Origin of the sequence: Nonomuraea sp. NPDC026600 (assembly GCF_040638335.1) — a bacterium.
Lineage (GTDB): Bacteria > Actinomycetota > Actinomycetes > Streptosporangiales > Streptosporangiaceae > Nonomuraea.
Genome location: NZ_JBEZYD010000007.1, coordinates 207,414 through 220,672, shown reverse-complemented (window position 1 = coordinate 220,672; position 13,259 = coordinate 207,414). Strand labels below are relative to the sequence as shown.

The 13,259-nt window shown below is 72.5% G+C and carries 15 protein-coding genes; 9 read left to right on the top strand and 6 right to left on the bottom strand.

The genetic code is table 11. From position 1 onward, the window contains the following. Positions 1-19 precede the first annotated feature (19 nt). The 4 genes from AB0F17_RS19305 (at position 20) to AB0F17_RS19290 (ending at position 3,602) form a co-directional block, all read left to right on the top strand. The gene (locus AB0F17_RS19305) at positions 20-934 is read left to right on the top strand and encodes a LysR family transcriptional regulator (protein WP_358024466.1); all 915 of its coding nucleotides are present in this window, start codon (positions 20-22) and stop codon (positions 932-934) included. Positions 935-1,047: 113 nt separating this feature from the next. Continuing rightward, a complete protein-coding gene (locus tag AB0F17_RS19300) occupies positions 1,048-2,163 on the top strand; it encodes an alpha/beta fold hydrolase (protein ID WP_358024463.1) in 1,116 nt (371 codons plus the stop codon). 121 nt (positions 2,164-2,284) lie between these two features. Continuing rightward, on the top strand, positions 2,285-2,869 hold the full coding sequence (locus AB0F17_RS19295) for a helix-turn-helix domain-containing protein (protein WP_358024460.1): 585 nt from the start codon (positions 2,285-2,287) through the stop codon (positions 2,867-2,869). A gap of 1 nt (position 2,870) precedes the next feature. Further along, the gene (locus AB0F17_RS19290; RefSeq protein ID WP_358024457.1) at positions 2,871-3,602 is read left to right on the top strand and encodes an SRPBCC domain-containing protein; all 732 of its coding nucleotides are present in this window, start codon (positions 2,871-2,873) and stop codon (positions 3,600-3,602) included. A 311-nt stretch (positions 3,603-3,913) separates the two neighbouring features. Here AB0F17_RS19290 and AB0F17_RS19285 read toward each other — a convergent pair whose 3' ends face one another. After that, complete coding sequence (locus tag AB0F17_RS19285) at positions 3,914-5,395, bottom strand: FAD-dependent monooxygenase (protein ID WP_358024454.1); 1,482 nt, start codon at positions 5,393-5,395, stop codon at positions 3,914-3,916. Positions 5,396-5,482: 87 nt separating this feature from the next. Here AB0F17_RS19285 and AB0F17_RS19280 point away from each other — a divergent pair, with 87 nt between their 5' ends. Then, positions 5,483-6,130, top strand: coding sequence for a TetR family transcriptional regulator (locus tag AB0F17_RS19280; protein ID WP_358024451.1), 648 nt, complete (start codon positions 5,483-5,485; stop codon positions 6,128-6,130). Between the two features lie 4 nt (positions 6,131-6,134). Here AB0F17_RS19280 and AB0F17_RS19275 read toward each other — a convergent pair whose 3' ends face one another. Then, positions 6,135-7,304, bottom strand: a complete 1,170-nt coding sequence (locus AB0F17_RS19275; RefSeq protein WP_358024448.1) for an ROK family transcriptional regulator — start codon at positions 7,302-7,304, stop codon at positions 6,135-6,137. A 44-nt stretch (positions 7,305-7,348) separates the two neighbouring features. Here AB0F17_RS19275 and AB0F17_RS19270 point away from each other — a divergent pair, with 44 nt between their 5' ends. Continuing rightward, positions 7,349-8,515, top strand: a complete 1,167-nt coding sequence (locus AB0F17_RS19270) for an MFS transporter (protein WP_358024445.1) — start codon at positions 7,349-7,351, stop codon at positions 8,513-8,515. 300 nt (positions 8,516-8,815) lie between these two features. On the opposite strand, the gene AB0F17_RS19265 is transcribed toward AB0F17_RS19270, so the two are convergent. Genes AB0F17_RS19265 through AB0F17_RS19255 form a run of 3 tightly spaced genes read right to left on the bottom strand, consistent with a single transcriptional unit; the run spans position 8,816 to position 10,179 of the window. Continuing rightward, on the bottom strand, positions 8,816-9,625 hold the full coding sequence (locus AB0F17_RS19265; protein ID WP_358024960.1) for a TetR/AcrR family transcriptional regulator: 810 nt from the start codon (positions 9,623-9,625) through the stop codon (positions 8,816-8,818). Between the two features lie 57 nt (positions 9,626-9,682). Continuing rightward, positions 9,683-9,898, bottom strand: a complete 216-nt coding sequence (locus AB0F17_RS19260; protein ID WP_358024442.1) for a hypothetical protein — start codon at positions 9,896-9,898, stop codon at positions 9,683-9,685. A 20-nt stretch (positions 9,899-9,918) separates the two neighbouring features. After that, positions 9,919-10,179 (bottom strand): hypothetical protein, encoded by a 261-nt coding sequence (locus AB0F17_RS19255; RefSeq protein ID WP_358024440.1) that lies wholly within the window; start codon positions 10,177-10,179, stop codon positions 9,919-9,921. 405 nt (positions 10,180-10,584) lie between these two features. Here AB0F17_RS19255 and AB0F17_RS19250 point away from each other — a divergent pair, with 405 nt between their 5' ends. Then, positions 10,585-11,286, top strand: a complete 702-nt coding sequence (locus AB0F17_RS19250) for an ANTAR domain-containing protein (protein ID WP_358024438.1) — start codon at positions 10,585-10,587, stop codon at positions 11,284-11,286. 40 nt (positions 11,287-11,326) lie between these two features. Beyond that, entirely contained in the window at positions 11,327-11,848 is a 522-nt protein-coding gene (locus tag AB0F17_RS19245; protein WP_358024436.1) for a MarR family transcriptional regulator, read from the top strand. A gap of 100 nt (positions 11,849-11,948) precedes the next feature. On the opposite strand, the gene AB0F17_RS19240 is transcribed toward AB0F17_RS19245, so the two are convergent. Next, positions 11,949-12,563 carry a TetR/AcrR family transcriptional regulator gene (locus tag AB0F17_RS19240; RefSeq protein WP_358024433.1) on the bottom strand — a complete coding sequence of 205 codons (615 nt, stop codon included), beginning with the start codon at positions 12,561-12,563 and terminating at the stop codon, positions 11,949-11,951. Positions 12,564-12,620: 57 nt separating this feature from the next. On the opposite strand from AB0F17_RS19240, the gene AB0F17_RS19235 reads away from it, so the two are divergent. Next, positions 12,621-13,244, top strand: coding sequence for a DUF4386 family protein (locus AB0F17_RS19235; protein ID WP_358024430.1), 624 nt, complete (start codon positions 12,621-12,623; stop codon positions 13,242-13,244). Positions 13,245-13,259 lie beyond the last annotated feature (15 nt).

Here is a 13,259-nt window from a genome sequence, read left to right as displayed (position 1 = left end):
GCGCTGGGACAATCGAGCGATGATCAGCTCTCGTCAGCTCGAATATTTCCAGGCCGTGGCCCGGGAGCTCCATTTCACCCGGGCCGCGGAGACGTTGCGCATCGCGCAGCCGGCGTTGTCCCAGCAGATACGTAAGCTCGAACGCCAACTCGGCCTGACCCTGTTCGAGCGGAACCGGCACCGCGTACGGATCACCCCGGCCGGTCACGCGCTGCTGGAGCACGCCGACCGCGTCCTGTCGGACCTGGCGGCGGTGGAGGAGGAGATGCTCGGCTGGGCCGAGGGGACCCGCGGCCGGATCCGGCTGGGCACCGCCCGAGGGCTGGCCACCCAGGTCGCGCGGGTGCTGGCGGCCTTCTCCGCCGCCTACCCGGCGGTCACGGTGGAGCTGAAGGAGCAGACCACCCAGGACATGCTCGACGACCTGGACGCGGGCCGGCTCGACGCCGCGACCCTGGCCACCCGGCCCGGCTCCGGTGACACGCGGTTGGCCTGGCATCCGCTCGGCGCCGAGCCGCTGGTGCTCATCACCGGCGAAGGTACGCCCTTCGCCGGGCGGGAACGCCTGCCGGTGGCGGAGCTGGACGGGGCCGACCTGGTGCTGTACCCGCCGGGGTCGACGGTGCGCGAGATCGTCCTGTCCGCGCTGGTGGCGGCGGGCGCCAAGGCGAGGGTCAGGTTCGAGACCCGCGACTATCGCACGGCCCGCGCGCTGGCGAGTGTCGGGCTCGCCGCCGCCGTCCTGCCGCGTTCGGTGGCCGAGGAGCCCGGGATGCCGGTGGTCATCGTCCGGCTCGACCCCGAACCGTCCTGGACGCCGTCCCTGGCCTGGTCGACGGCCCGCGCTCCGGCCGCGGCGCTGGCGGCGTTCATCGCCTTCGTGGCCGAGCACCCCGAGCTAGCCGCGCTCGGTGGTGATATATCCGATATATAACCACGAGGCGGAACATGTCTTGGACATATCACTGCAGCTCCCGCAGGCTTTGATCACAAGAAGCTACGGAGAAGGGGTGTGGCATGAGGGGTCGCAGGGAGTTCCAAGGTTTGATGGGGGCCGATCCTGAGGAGACGCTGCGTGAGGTACGGCTGATGTCGCCGCACATGTACGACGCCCTGGTCGAGGGGGCGTTCGGCGGGACGCTCGCCCGCCCCGAGCTGGGCCGTGCCGCCAGGGAGACGGCGACCGTCGCGATCCTGGCCGCCATCGGCGGGGCGGAGGCGCAGCTCGCCACACACGCGCGCGCCGCCTTGCACAACGGCATCGCGCCCGAGGAACTGCGGGCCCTGGCCCAGCACGTGTCCCTGTACTCGGGCTTCCCCCGGGCGCTGAACGCCCTCACCGTCATCGACGAGGTCTTGGCCGAAGCCGGAATCCCGCGCCCGGCCGTGTTGCACAAGGTGCGGCTGGCCGATCATGACACGGTGGTCGCCCAGCGCGGCGAGAGCGGGCCGCCCGTGGTCCTGCTCCACGGGCTCGGCCTGGACCGGCGGATGTGGGAGCCCGTCATGACCCGGCTGTCGGCGGGACGCCGCGTGTACGCGTACGACATCAGGGGCCATGGGGCCGCGGCCGGGTCGCCGTCCCCGTTCACGATGGCCGACACGGTCCGGGATCTCGTCGGCGTGCTCGACGCCCTCGGGCTCGACCGCGCGCACGTCGTCGGCTTGTCCTACGGCGGCGGGATCGCGCAGGCCGCCGCGATCGCCGATCCGGAGCGGTTCGCCTCGTTGTCGCTGCTGGCCACCACGGACTTCCCGTTCGGGGCGTTCGAGGACAGAGCGCGGTCGGCCGAAGCCGACGGCATGCGGGCTCAGATCGTGCCGTCGCTCACCCGCTGGTTCACCCCCGCCGCGCTCGCCACCGACGAGTGGGGAGTCCGGTACGCCCGGGAGTGCGTGCTGCGCGGCGACCCGGCCGACTGGGCCGCCGCGTGGCGCTCCTTCAAGGGGCTGGACGTGCAGGGCGGGCTCGCGGGGTTCGAGGCGCCCGTCCTGGTGCTCGCGGGGGAGCTCGACGCCTCCACGACGCCGGAGATCATGGCCGCCCTCGCCGGGCGCATCCCAAGCGCCATCTACCAGGAACTGCCCGGAACCCCCCACATGCAGACTCTGGAGCGGCCGGAACTGGTCGCCGACGCTCTGGACACTTTCCTGCCGGCGTGAACCGGAGCAGGACGTCGGCGCACGACCCCGGATGCCTGGCCGCCGACGAGCCGACTGGGGTCGATACCCGAGCAGCTCGCATTTCTTGACAACAACTTTTTTCGGTGCGATCGTTTTATCCATGTACGAAGTGGCGGTGATCGAAGACCCGGCGGCGGCCGAGGCGTCGCTCGACCCGATGCGGTCGAAGCTGCTGGCCGAGCTGGTCGAGCCAGGCTCGGCCACGTCGCTGGCGGCCAGGGTCGGCCTGGCCCGGCAGAAGGTCAACTACCATCTGCGCACGCTGGAGCGGCACGGGCTGGTCGAGCTCGTGGAGGAGCGCAAGAAGGGCAACGTCACCGAGCGGGTGATGCAGGCCACGGCCGCGTCCTTCGTGATCTCCCCGATCGCGCTGGCCGCGGTGCAGCCCGACCCGGGCAAGTCACCCGACCGGCTGTCGGCCCGCTGGCTGCTCGCCGTCGCCGCCCAGCTCGTCCGCGACGTCGGGGCGCTGATCACCGGCGCCACCGAGGCCCGCAAGCGGGTGGCGACGTTCGCGATCGACGGCGAGGTGCGGTTCGCCTCGGCGGCCGACCGCGCGGCCTTCGCCGAGGAGCTGGCCGACGCCGTGACCGCGCTGGTGAGCAAGTACCACGACGAGAGGGCGGAGGGCGGTCGCGACCACCGGCTGGTCGTCGCGCTGCACCCCTCGCTGAAGGAGCGCTGAGGTGGGACAGTCCTTCGAGCTCCCCCAGGAGGCCACGGTCGGGGCGAGTCCCGAGGAGGTGTGGGCGGCCATCGCGACCGGGCCGGGCATCGACTCGTGGTTCATGGGCCGCAACGAGGTGGCCGACGGCGTGGTACGCACCGCCTTCGGCCAGTACACCCCCGAATCCACCGTGACCACCTCGGAGCCGCCCGCCCGGTTCGCGCACACCAGCCCGACGGCCGAGGACGGCCGGTTCGTCGCCTTCGAGTTCCTCGTCGAGGGCCGCGACCAGGGCAGCACCACGCTGCGCATGGTCGCCAGCGGCTTCCTGCCCGGTGACGACTGGGAGACCGAGTTCGAGGCCATGTCCATGGGCCTGGAGATGTTCTTCGCCACGCTGGTCGCCTACCTGACGCACTTCGGCGGCCGGACCGCGACGCCCGTCACGGAGTTCGGGCCGCACGTCGCCGACTGGCCGCGCGCCTGGGCGGTCCTTTACGGCGAGCTCGGCATCCCGGACCATCCCAAACCGGGCGATCCCGTACGGTTCACGCCCGCCGGGCTCGCCCCGATCGAAGGCGTCGTCTACTTCGCCAACGCCCAGACGCTCGGCGTGCGGACCCCGGACGCGATCTACCGCTTCCTCCAGGGCATCGGCGGCTCGATGGTCGCCGCGCACCACCTCTTCACCGGCACCGGCGACCAGGGACCGGTCTGGCACACCTGGCTGGACCGCCTCTTCTCGGCGTGATGACCACGGACAACTGCCCGGTGCTCGGTCGAGGGTGCTGCCGGGGCAGAGCCACAACACCGCGGGAGTTCTTCGCGGCCAGGTGATCGGCCGGGACGGCCGGCAGGGGTCCAGCCGTCCCGGCCGCGCGGCGCTCCATCCGTTCCGGTCGCCGGGCTTCCGGCGACCGGAGTGGATGCCGCTGCCGGCACCGCGTACACCGCCACGATCAGGCTCGGCGCGAACCGCCGCCAACGGGTCATGCCACTGTTCCTTCCTGTGCCGGTGTACGGCCCGCCAGGTATTCGCCCGGCAACCGCCGCCGGATTTCCCTAATGTGCGGCTATGTGTTCGGCGATCGCGGCCGCCAGGGTCCGCTCGCAGGTGGCGGCGTCGTCTGCGGCCCAGCACACGTAGCCGTCGGGGCGCAGGAGCAGGGCCGCCGCGCCCAGGTCGGCCGCGCACTTGGCCCGTACGAGATCCACCCGGGCGGGCAGCCCGAGCTCGGCCGGGACGATCCCGGCCAGGTCGAGCAGGACGGCGTGCCCCGCCCCGAACAGCGCCGACAGCCGGACCGGCTCCGTGCCGACGAGCAGGTCGGCGTCCGGCACCCGCTGCCCGGCCAGCGGATGCTCGCCGCCGAGGTCGTAGCCCAGCGACAGGCCGGACATCAGGCCCGCCATGTGGCGGTTGGCGTCCGGCAGCCGCAGCAGATCGGTGAAGATGTCGCGCAGCGCGACCACGTCCTGGCTCGGCCGCGGTATGGCCAGCACCCGCTGCGCGGATGTGTGGTGCAGGACGCCGGCGGCCACCGGATGCCGTTCGGCCTGGTAGCCGTCCAGGAGACCGTCGGGCGCCCGGTCCTGGAGGGTCGCGGCCAGCCGCCAGCCGAGATTGATCGCGTCCTGCACGCCGATGTTCAGGCCCTGGCCGCCGAACGGCGGGTGGATGTGCGCGGCGTCGCCCGCGAACAGCACACGGCCCGCCCGGTAGTCCGCCAGTTGCCGGGTCGCGTCGGTGAAGCGCGAGGAGTTGTCCACCGCGCGCAGCACGGTCTCCTCGCCGTAGACGGCCCGCAGCGCGGTGGCGATCTCCTCCTCCGTGACCGGCGCGTCGCGGTCGCCACCCTGGTCCTCGCTGCCGAAGGTGAACCGGTAGCGCTCGCCGCCGATCGGCACCAGCATGGCCCAGTAGCCGCCGCCCTCGCGGGTCAGCTCGCTCATGTGGCCCAGCCCCTGGGGGACCGACGCCGACGTGGCGGACAGCCGGACGTCGGCCAGCACCGCCACGAACGTCCCGTCCCTGCCGGGGAACGGCAGCCCGAGCAGCTTGCGAACGGTGCTGCGGCCACCGTCGCACCCGACCAGGTAATCGGCCCGGAACCTCTGCCCGCCGGCGCTCACCGTCACCCCGCCGTCGTCCTGCTCGACCGCCGTGACCGCGGTGTCGCGCAGGACCCGCGCGCCCCGGGCGGTCGCGGCCTCCTCCAGGACCTCCTCGATCTCCCACTGCGGGACCGCGATCGGGTACGGATGCCGCGTACGCCACGGCTCGCAGTCCAGCGGCACCGGCAGGGCCGCGAAATGGCCGCCCACCGGAGGTCGTTTCATGGCCCGGCTCCGCAGCGGCTCCAGCAGCCCGCGCAGCTCCAGGAGCTCGGCCGTACGGGGCTGGATCGTGCCGCCCTTCGTCTGCTCGATGCGCTCGGGCAGCCGCTCCAGCACCAGCGTGCCGACCCCGGCCAGCGCCAGCTCGTACGCCAGCGTCAGGCCGGTCGGCCCGGCCCCCGCGATGATCACCTCGGTATCCCTCACGGCCCCTCCTCTTTTCGATCGCCTGAGTGCGAATGTATACCCAGTGCAGAAAAAGTCCAAGTGCAGTTTTCTGATAAAGTGGCGAGCGTGAGCAGTGAGCCCGGCCTGCGCGAGCGCAAGAAGCAGCGGACGCACACGGCGATCTCCGAGGCGGCGATCGAGCTGTTCCTGCGGCATGGGTTCGACCAGGTGTCCGTGGCCCAGGTCGCGGAGGCGGCCGAGGTGTCCAGGCGCACGTTGTTCGCCTATTTCCCGGCCAAGGAAGACCTCGTGGTGCACCGGTTCGCCGATCACGAGGCGGAGGCCGGCCGGGTGGTCCGGGACCGGCCGGCGGGCACGGCGCCGCTGGAGGCGCTGCGGGTGCACTACCTCGACGGGCTGGCCGGGCGTGACCCGATCACCGGTCTCAACGACCTGCCACCGATCGTGGCGCTCTACCGGATGGTCCTGGAGACCCCGGCGCTGGTGGCCCGGATGTACCGGTTCCAGGCGGGGGCCGAGCGGGCGCTCACCGATGCGCTGCGCGAGACGGCGGCCGTCGGTGAGTTCGCCGCGCGGCTGGCGGCGGTCCAGATCGTGGCGGTCCACTGGACGCTGACGCTGGACAACGCCAGGCGGCTGGCGGCCGGTGAGACAGCGGACGAGCGCTACGCGGGCGCGGTGAGTGAGGCCGAGCAGGCGTACGCCCTGCTGGCCAACGGCGTGGGCCGGTTGGGCGCACCGGGCGGGGCCTGAGCCGTCAGCCGCTGGGTGTGCCGAAGATGTCGTCGCGGGCCATCGACAGGGCGGTGTCGACGGCGCCCATGAGGACCGGGTTGCCCACGACCGTGGTGACGCGTACCTCCGTGAGAACGGGGGCGAGGGCGGCGAGGCGGTCGGCGACCTGGCGGGCCAGCTCCTCGCCGCCCGCGCGGCCGGTGCGCCCGGCGAGGATCACCAGGCCGGGGTCCACCACCGCCACCATGGGGAACGCCGCCGCCGCGACGCGCTCGGCCAACTCGCCCATGACCGGCCCAGCCGCCTGCGGCCGGCCGGTCTCGGGCCCGCCAGTCTGGGGCCTGTCCGTCTTGGGTCTGCCAGTTTCGGGCTCGCCCGTCCTCAGGCCGTCTACGACGTCGCCGGCGAGCAGGTCGCACAGCAGGCCGCCGCGCGTGTCGAGGAAGCCGATCTCGCCCGCGCCGCCCGAGAACCCGCGGCGCAGCCTGCCGCCCAGCACCACGGCCGCCCCCACCCCGTCGTCCAGCCAGAGCAGCGCGAAGTCGTCCCGGCCCGCCGCCGCACCCGCGTGGTGCTCGGCGATGGCGGCCAGGTTCACCTCGTTCTCCAGGAGGACCGGCGCCGCGATGCGGGCCCGCATCGCCTCCATCAGGCCAGGTCGCCGGCCGGGCGCGTCGTTCGCCGGTGACAGGTCCCGGGTGCGCGGATCCACCCATCCGGGCACGTCGTTCGCCGGTGACAGGTCTCCGGTGCGCGGATCCACCAATCCGGGTGCGCCGACCACGACCGCGTGCAGGGCCAGCGGCCCGGCCGCCTCCGCCAGCGCGTCGGCGATGATCACGTCGAGGTCGCCGTCCAGCTCGCGCACGGCCGAGCCCGCGATCCGCCCGGTGATGTCGGCCACGGTCACGTTGACGACGGAGCGCCGCACGTCGACGCCCGCCACGTGGGCCCGGCCCGCCACGATCCCGTAGAGCCGGGCGTTCGGCCCGCGCCGATCGCCGCCCGCCTCGCCGGTGACCTGGATCAGATCACCGGCCTGCAGCCGCTCGATCAGGTCGGACACCGTGGGGCGCGACAGCCCGGTCAGCTCGCGGACCTGCGGAGCGGTCAGGGGGCCGCGGTCGAGCAGCAAGTCGAGGACCAGGCGGTCGTTGATCGCCCGGGCCGTGCTGGGAGTCGCGGTCCGCATTCCGCCTCTATTCATCAGGAACCCTGCCTGTTAATTTATCAGTCGTGAGAGATGCCCATCATCGTGCGATTGCCGCCGTCTTCGCGGTCCACGGCGCCGTGGGCGGCAGCCTGGCGACCCGGATGCCCTGGGTGCAGGACCATCTCGGGCTCGATCCCCGTGTGCTCGGACTGGCGTTGCTCTGCCCGTCGGCCGGGGCGTTCGCCGGGATACTGGCGTCCGGGCGGCTGGCCCACCGCTATGGCGGGCGCGCGGTGACCCGGCTGCTGCTGGCGTCGTGGTGCGCGGCGCTGGCGCTGCCCGCGCTCGCGCCCGGCCTGCCGTGGCTGTGCGTCGGGCTGCTGCTGTTCGGGGCGGCGGCGGGCGCCACGGACATCGTGATGAACGCCCAAGGCGTGGTCGTCGAACGGCGGCTCGGGCGCTCCATCATGTCGAGCCTGCACGGCATGTGGAGCGTGGGGAACCTGGCCGGAGCCGGGATCGGCGCCCTGGCCGCCCAGGTCGAGCTGGATGCCCGGATCCATCTGGCCGGGATGGCGATGGTGCTGCTGGTCGTGGGCGGTCTGCTGAGCCGCGGGTTGCCGGAGTCGAGATCCGAGCCGGGTTCGGCGAAGCCGCGCCGCTTCGCCGTGCCGTCGCGGGCGATCCTCGCGATCGGGCTGGTCGGGCTCTGCGCGACCTTCAGCGAGCTGTCCGGCGCGCAGTGGGCGGCCGTCTACACAGTGAGGGTCACGGGCGCGAGCGAGGGCGTGGGCGCGGCCACGTACGCGATCTTCGCGGCGTTCATGGTGGTCACCAGGCTGAGCGGGGACCTGATCGTGCGGCGGCTCGGGCCGGTGGTGACGGTCAGAGCCGGTTCGGTGCTGGCCACGCTGGGCGGGGTCGTGCTGGTCGCGGGCCGTACGCCGGGGCTGAGCATCGCGGGGTTCGCGCTGCTCGGGGTGGGGGTCGCGGTGATCGTGCCGCTGGTCTTCGCCGCGGCGGGTCACGCGGGGCGCACGCCGGGCGAGGGGGTGGCGGGGGTCGCGACGATCACCTATCTGGCCGGCCTCGTGGCGCCCGCCGTCACCGGGTGGGTGGCCGGGGTCACGTCGTTCCCCGTGGCGTTCGGGCTGATCACGTGCGCCACGCTCGCGATGGGCTGCATCGCGGGCGTGCTCCGTCCCCGGCCCGCCCCTTCACCGGACCGCGAGTACGAAGTCGTGGCGTAACCAAAAGCAACATGCAGCCGCTTGCCCTCGGCCCCCAGCAGGGGCTCGAAGGATGATGGGGTGGACACTCTCGCTCCTCGTGATCGTGATGGAAGATCACTCCAACGCGAGGAGCCCGGTACGCGTCAGGCGACCTCTCGCGTCGAAGTGTGAGCCGAGACCTCGCCGAGGACCTTGGTGGCCATGTGCCACACCTCCTGATGCGTCGCGGGAAACCGTCCCGGCCGACGCTGTCACAGACGGGGAGGCCGCTCAACGCATTCTCCGCCGGTACGGCAGGGGTGGGTGGCGACCCGGGGGTCAGCCCGCGCGGTCGACGGCCGCCTCGATCCCGTCGAGCACGACGGTGAGCCCGGCGGCGAAGGCCGGTCTCGCCTTGTCCTCCAGATAGGTCGTGGCCTGGCCGGACCGCGGAGCCTGGGGAGGTGGGGCCGGGTCGTCGGTCTCGATCCAGACGACCATCGGGAAGCGTTCGGCGAAGCCGGGGGCGACCTCTTCGAGCAGCGCCGATCGGGCGTACCACCACTCCTCGTCGGACACCCCGGTCACCGCCGGCGCCTGGCGTGACTCCGCGACCGTCCTGGCCGCGCCCCGGATGAAGTCGGTCAGCAGCGAGACGATGCCCCGGAGCCGGTCGCCGCGCAGCCCGGTGGCGCGGAGCAGGCCCACCAGCGTCTCCAGCATCACGAACTCGTTGGGACCCAGCACCGGCCGGGCCTGCGACACCTGCAACACCCATGGGTGACGGATGTAGAACGCCCAGACGTCCCCGGCCCACGACGTCACGGCCGCCCGCCAGCCGCCTTCCAGGTCGTAGCCGGTGGGCAGCTCGGCCAGGGCGTGGTCGTACATCAGGTCGATCAGTTCGCTCTTGCTGGGCACGTACGTGTAGAGGGCCATCGCCGTGCGGCCGAGGCGTTCGCCCACCGCGCGCATGGACAGGGCCGCCATGCCCTGCTCGTCGGCGACCGCGACCGCGGCGTCCACGATCATGTCCACGCTCAGCCCCGGTTTGGGGCCGGGGCCGGTACGGGGCTCCTCCGGCGCCGTCGCGCGCCACAGCAGGCCCATCGAGCGGCGCGCGTCTCCCTGGCCGGCGAAGACCACCACCTGACGACTCCTCACGGACGCGGGTAATTCCTTACGCCATAAGGCTATCAGCGGTGATCACCGGAGCGCGGAACGGTGCGCGGGTGGCCGCTGGGGCAGGCTGATCAGGCGCAGGCCGGCTGACACCAGTGTCCAGCCGAGCGCCGTCACACCGGCCGCCCACCGGGGCGGGAGCTCGCGCCGGCGGTCTCGGCGCAGGCGCCACCTGGTCACCTCGGCTCGTAATTCGGCGGCTCTGTGTCGTTCGGTGTAGAGGTAGATGTCGGGGTGCATGTGCCGACCTCCTGGAAGTCTCAAGCGCGGAAGGGGAATCCGAAGAACTGCAGGGCGACGTGCTCACGGCCCTCGGTGTCGCCTGCCTCCTGGGCGGCCCGGCCGTGCGCCCACCACCGCTCGGCGACCGCGTTGATCTCCTGGCCGAGCAGTCGCAGCTCCTCAGCGGTGAGCGAGGCCATGTATTCGGAGTTGACCGCGGCGCTGCGCCACTCCGCCGGCCAGGCGAGCTGCTCGTCGAGGTAGCGCTCGTACAGCTCGCTCTGCACCCGGTAGGCCACGCGGGTCAGGGCGGTGCGAGCGGCGACGATCTCCGGGGGGTCGTCCGGGCCCTGGGTCTTGACGCTGAGGTGCTGGGAGACGACCTGCCACCAGCGCTCCCTGCCGTCGCCGCTCTGCGGCTCGGCCTCCTCGATGAGGCCGAGCGCGGCCAGCTTGCGCAGGTGATAGCTGATCAGGGAGACGGCCTCGTCGACCTGGTCGGCCAGTTGGGAGGCGGGTTGCCGGCCGGTGGACGGGATCTCACCCGGAGGAGGGGTGCGGACCTCGGTGTTCTCGGCCGAGAGGAAGGTTTCCCCCGCAGGGTGGCGGCACGAAGGATAGGCAACACTAAGCTTTGAAGCCGAATGCCGCTCCAGACCCTGGTGGCCCCTTGTTCCACGTCTTCAGACGAGGAGAGGACCGGGATGGACGACCGACGAGCCCGCCGCATCTTCCTCGAGCTCGCGGACACGCTGCGCCCCGGCTTCGATCTCCAGGACCACCTGCGCGCGCTGGCCCGCCACGGCGCGGAACTGCTCCAGGTCACCGCCGCCGGAGTGCTTCTGCTCGACCGGCCCGGAGCCGGGCTGGCGGCCGCCTCGGACGACGCGGCCCACGAGCTCCAGCTCCTGCAGCTCCGCCATGCGGAAGGGCCGGGGCTGGACTGCCACCACGGCGCCTGGCCGGTGTTCTGCCCCGACCTGACCGGTGAGAGCGGAGGCTGGCCCCGATGGGCGCCCGCCGCCCGCGCCGCCGGGTACGCCGCGGTCCACACGCTGCCGATCCGCCTGCGCGACCAGCGGCTCGGTTCGATGAGCCTGTTCCGCACCACCACGGGAGACCTGGACCCCGCGCTCGCCGAGCTCGGCCAGGCGATGACGGAGGTGGCCGCCGTCGGCCTCCTCCAGCAGCGGACCGTACGCCGGCAGGAGCTCGAGGCCGAGCAGCTCCAGAACGCCCTGGACGGCCGCGTCCTCATCGAGCAGGCGAAGGGCATGCTGGCCGCGCGCCTGGGCGTCGGCATCGAGGACGCCTTCGGCGTGCTGCGCGAGCACGCCCGCGCCCGCAACCGCAAGCTTCTGGACGTCGCCCAGGAGGTGACCGACGGGGTCCTGTGGATCGGTTAGTACGGGAGGTGACTATCGCGGGCCGAATAGTATCGACGGCATGAACGGCGAGCCGGAGGAACAGGCCCCTGACCAGTCGCGGGACGCCATCGACGTGATCGTGGAGCAGTGGCGCCGCGAGCGGCCCGACCTGGATCTGTCGGCCATGGCGGTGTTCGGCCGGATCGCCATGGTGTCGCGGGTCGTGGAGGCGGCGGTCGAGCAGGTGTTCGCGCGGCATGGGCTGCGTCAGGGTGAGTTCGACGTGTTGTCCGCGCTGCGCAGGGGCGGGTCTCCTTACACGCTGATTCCGTCGGAGCTGTCGGCGACGCTGATGATGTCGCGGGCCGGTATGACCAACCGCCTCGACCGGCTGGAGGCGGCTGGGCTGGTCGAGCGGAGTCTCGACCCGGCCGACCGCCGCAGCTTCCGCATCGCGCTCACCGAGGAGGGGCGGCGGGTCATCGACGCCGCGCTCACCGAGCACGCCGCCAACCTGACCCGGCTGGCCGCCGGCCTGTCGCCGGACGACACGGCCGTGCTCGCGCGCGTCCTGCGCGGCCTGCTGACCACACCCGCCTGAAGCAGCTCGCGCGGCCGTGGTCGGCGCCCATCGCCTCAACGGCACGGAACCGCCGCTCAACGGCCTGTTCTGACCCGGCGTTTCCAGACGGCCCGGCAGGTCACAGGCTTGACAGGAGCCGCTCCAGCCCCCACCGGAACTGCTCCGTCGAGATGTAGGCGGCGATGGCGTCGGCCGCCGCGTGCGTGCGCGGGAAGAGCGCCGGGTCGACGGTGAAGGCGGCCCGGCGGGCGGCGATCCGCTCGTCCTCCGGCGGCACGGGGCCGGCGGCGTCCAGCTCCGCGGCCTCCAGCGCGACGGCGCCGAGCACGTACACCATGACCGTGTAGCTCGCGCGCGGGTCGGGCAGGGCGATGAGCAGGCTCTCGCCCACCCGCGCCGCGACCGGCCCGCTGAAGGCGGCGCCGAGGATCGACGGCATCGCCGCGGGGTGGCGCATGAGCACCTGGCGCAGGTTCAGCGCGAAGGCCGTGATCCGCTCGTGCGGCTCGCGGTCCCCGTCCTCCAGCAGGCCGACGTCGGCCTCGCCGAGCAGCCGGTCGGCCAGCGCGACCACGATCGCGGCTCGGTCGGGGAAGTAGGTGTAGAGCGCGCCGGGCGTCAGGCCCACCCGCGCGGCCAGCGCGCGCATGGTGAGCCCGCCGGCGTCCATCAACTCCAGGGCGGCGTCCAGCACGGCCTCGGGATTCAGCGAGCGTTGCGGTCCCCTCTTCACAAGGGAACTCTAAACGGTGTTTAATGCTAAACATCGTTCAGAGTTAGGAGTCGTGCCATGAGATGGATCCTGATCACCGGAGTGCTGGCCGCCAACGCCGCCTTCATCGGCCTGGGTGTCGCCTTCGGCTACCCCGACGTCCTCGCGGAACCGCCCGCGCGGATCCTCGCCGCGTTCTCCGCCGACCAGACGGCGATCTCCGCCTGGTTCCTGCTGCTCGCGCTGGGCGCGGGCGCGCTCGTCCCGGCCGCGGTGTTACTCGGCAGGCGACTGCCCGACGGCCCCGCCGCCGCCCTGTCCGTGCACGCCGGGGTGCTGGCGGGGGTGGTGCAGGTGCTGGGGCTGCTGCGCTGGCCCTTCGCCGTCCCCGCGCTGGCGGACGCCGCCGATCCCCGGGCGGCCGAGACCGTCTTCGCCGCGCTCCACGGCTACCTGGGCACCGGTGTGGGGGAGACGCTCGGGTATCTGCTCACCGCCGCGTGGACCCTGCTGGTGCTGGTCGCGCTGCCCCGCGTGCCGCTCTGGTTCGGGGCGCTCGGCGCTTTCTCCGCGCTGGCCGTGGCGGCCGGGGTGCTGGGTGCCGACCTGGTGAACTTCGCGGGGTACGTCGCCTGGAGCGTATGGGCGGTGTGCCTGGCCGTACGGGAAGGAGGGCGTAACTCCGTGGAGGTCTTGACATAAAAACCCTTATTTCCT

What these genes read in the sequence shown, in the direction of transcription:
- AB0F17_RS19305 (WP_358024466.1), top strand. Translation starts at nt 20, where the DNA reads ATGATCAGCTCTCGTCAGCTCGAATATTTCCAGGCCGTGGCCCGGGAG.
- AB0F17_RS19300 (WP_358024463.1), top strand. Translation starts at nt 1,048, where the DNA reads ATGGGGGCCGATCCTGAGGAGACGCTGCGTGAGGTACGGCTGATGTCG.
- AB0F17_RS19295 (WP_358024460.1), top strand. Translation starts at nt 2,285, where the DNA reads ATGTACGAAGTGGCGGTGATCGAAGACCCGGCGGCGGCCGAGGCGTCG.
- AB0F17_RS19275 (WP_358024448.1), bottom strand. Translation starts at nt 7,304, where the DNA reads ATGCGGACCGCGACTCCCAGCACGGCCCGGGCGATCAACGACCGCCTG.
- AB0F17_RS19260 (WP_358024442.1), bottom strand. Translation starts at nt 9,898, where the DNA reads ATGCACCCCGACATCTACCTCTACACCGAACGACACAGAGCCGCCGAA.
- AB0F17_RS19250 (WP_358024438.1), top strand. Translation starts at nt 10,585, where the DNA reads ATGGACGACCGACGAGCCCGCCGCATCTTCCTCGAGCTCGCGGACACG.
- AB0F17_RS19245 (WP_358024436.1), top strand. Translation starts at nt 11,327, where the DNA reads ATGAACGGCGAGCCGGAGGAACAGGCCCCTGACCAGTCGCGGGACGCC.
- AB0F17_RS19235 (WP_358024430.1), top strand. Translation starts at nt 12,621, where the DNA reads ATGAGATGGATCCTGATCACCGGAGTGCTGGCCGCCAACGCCGCCTTC.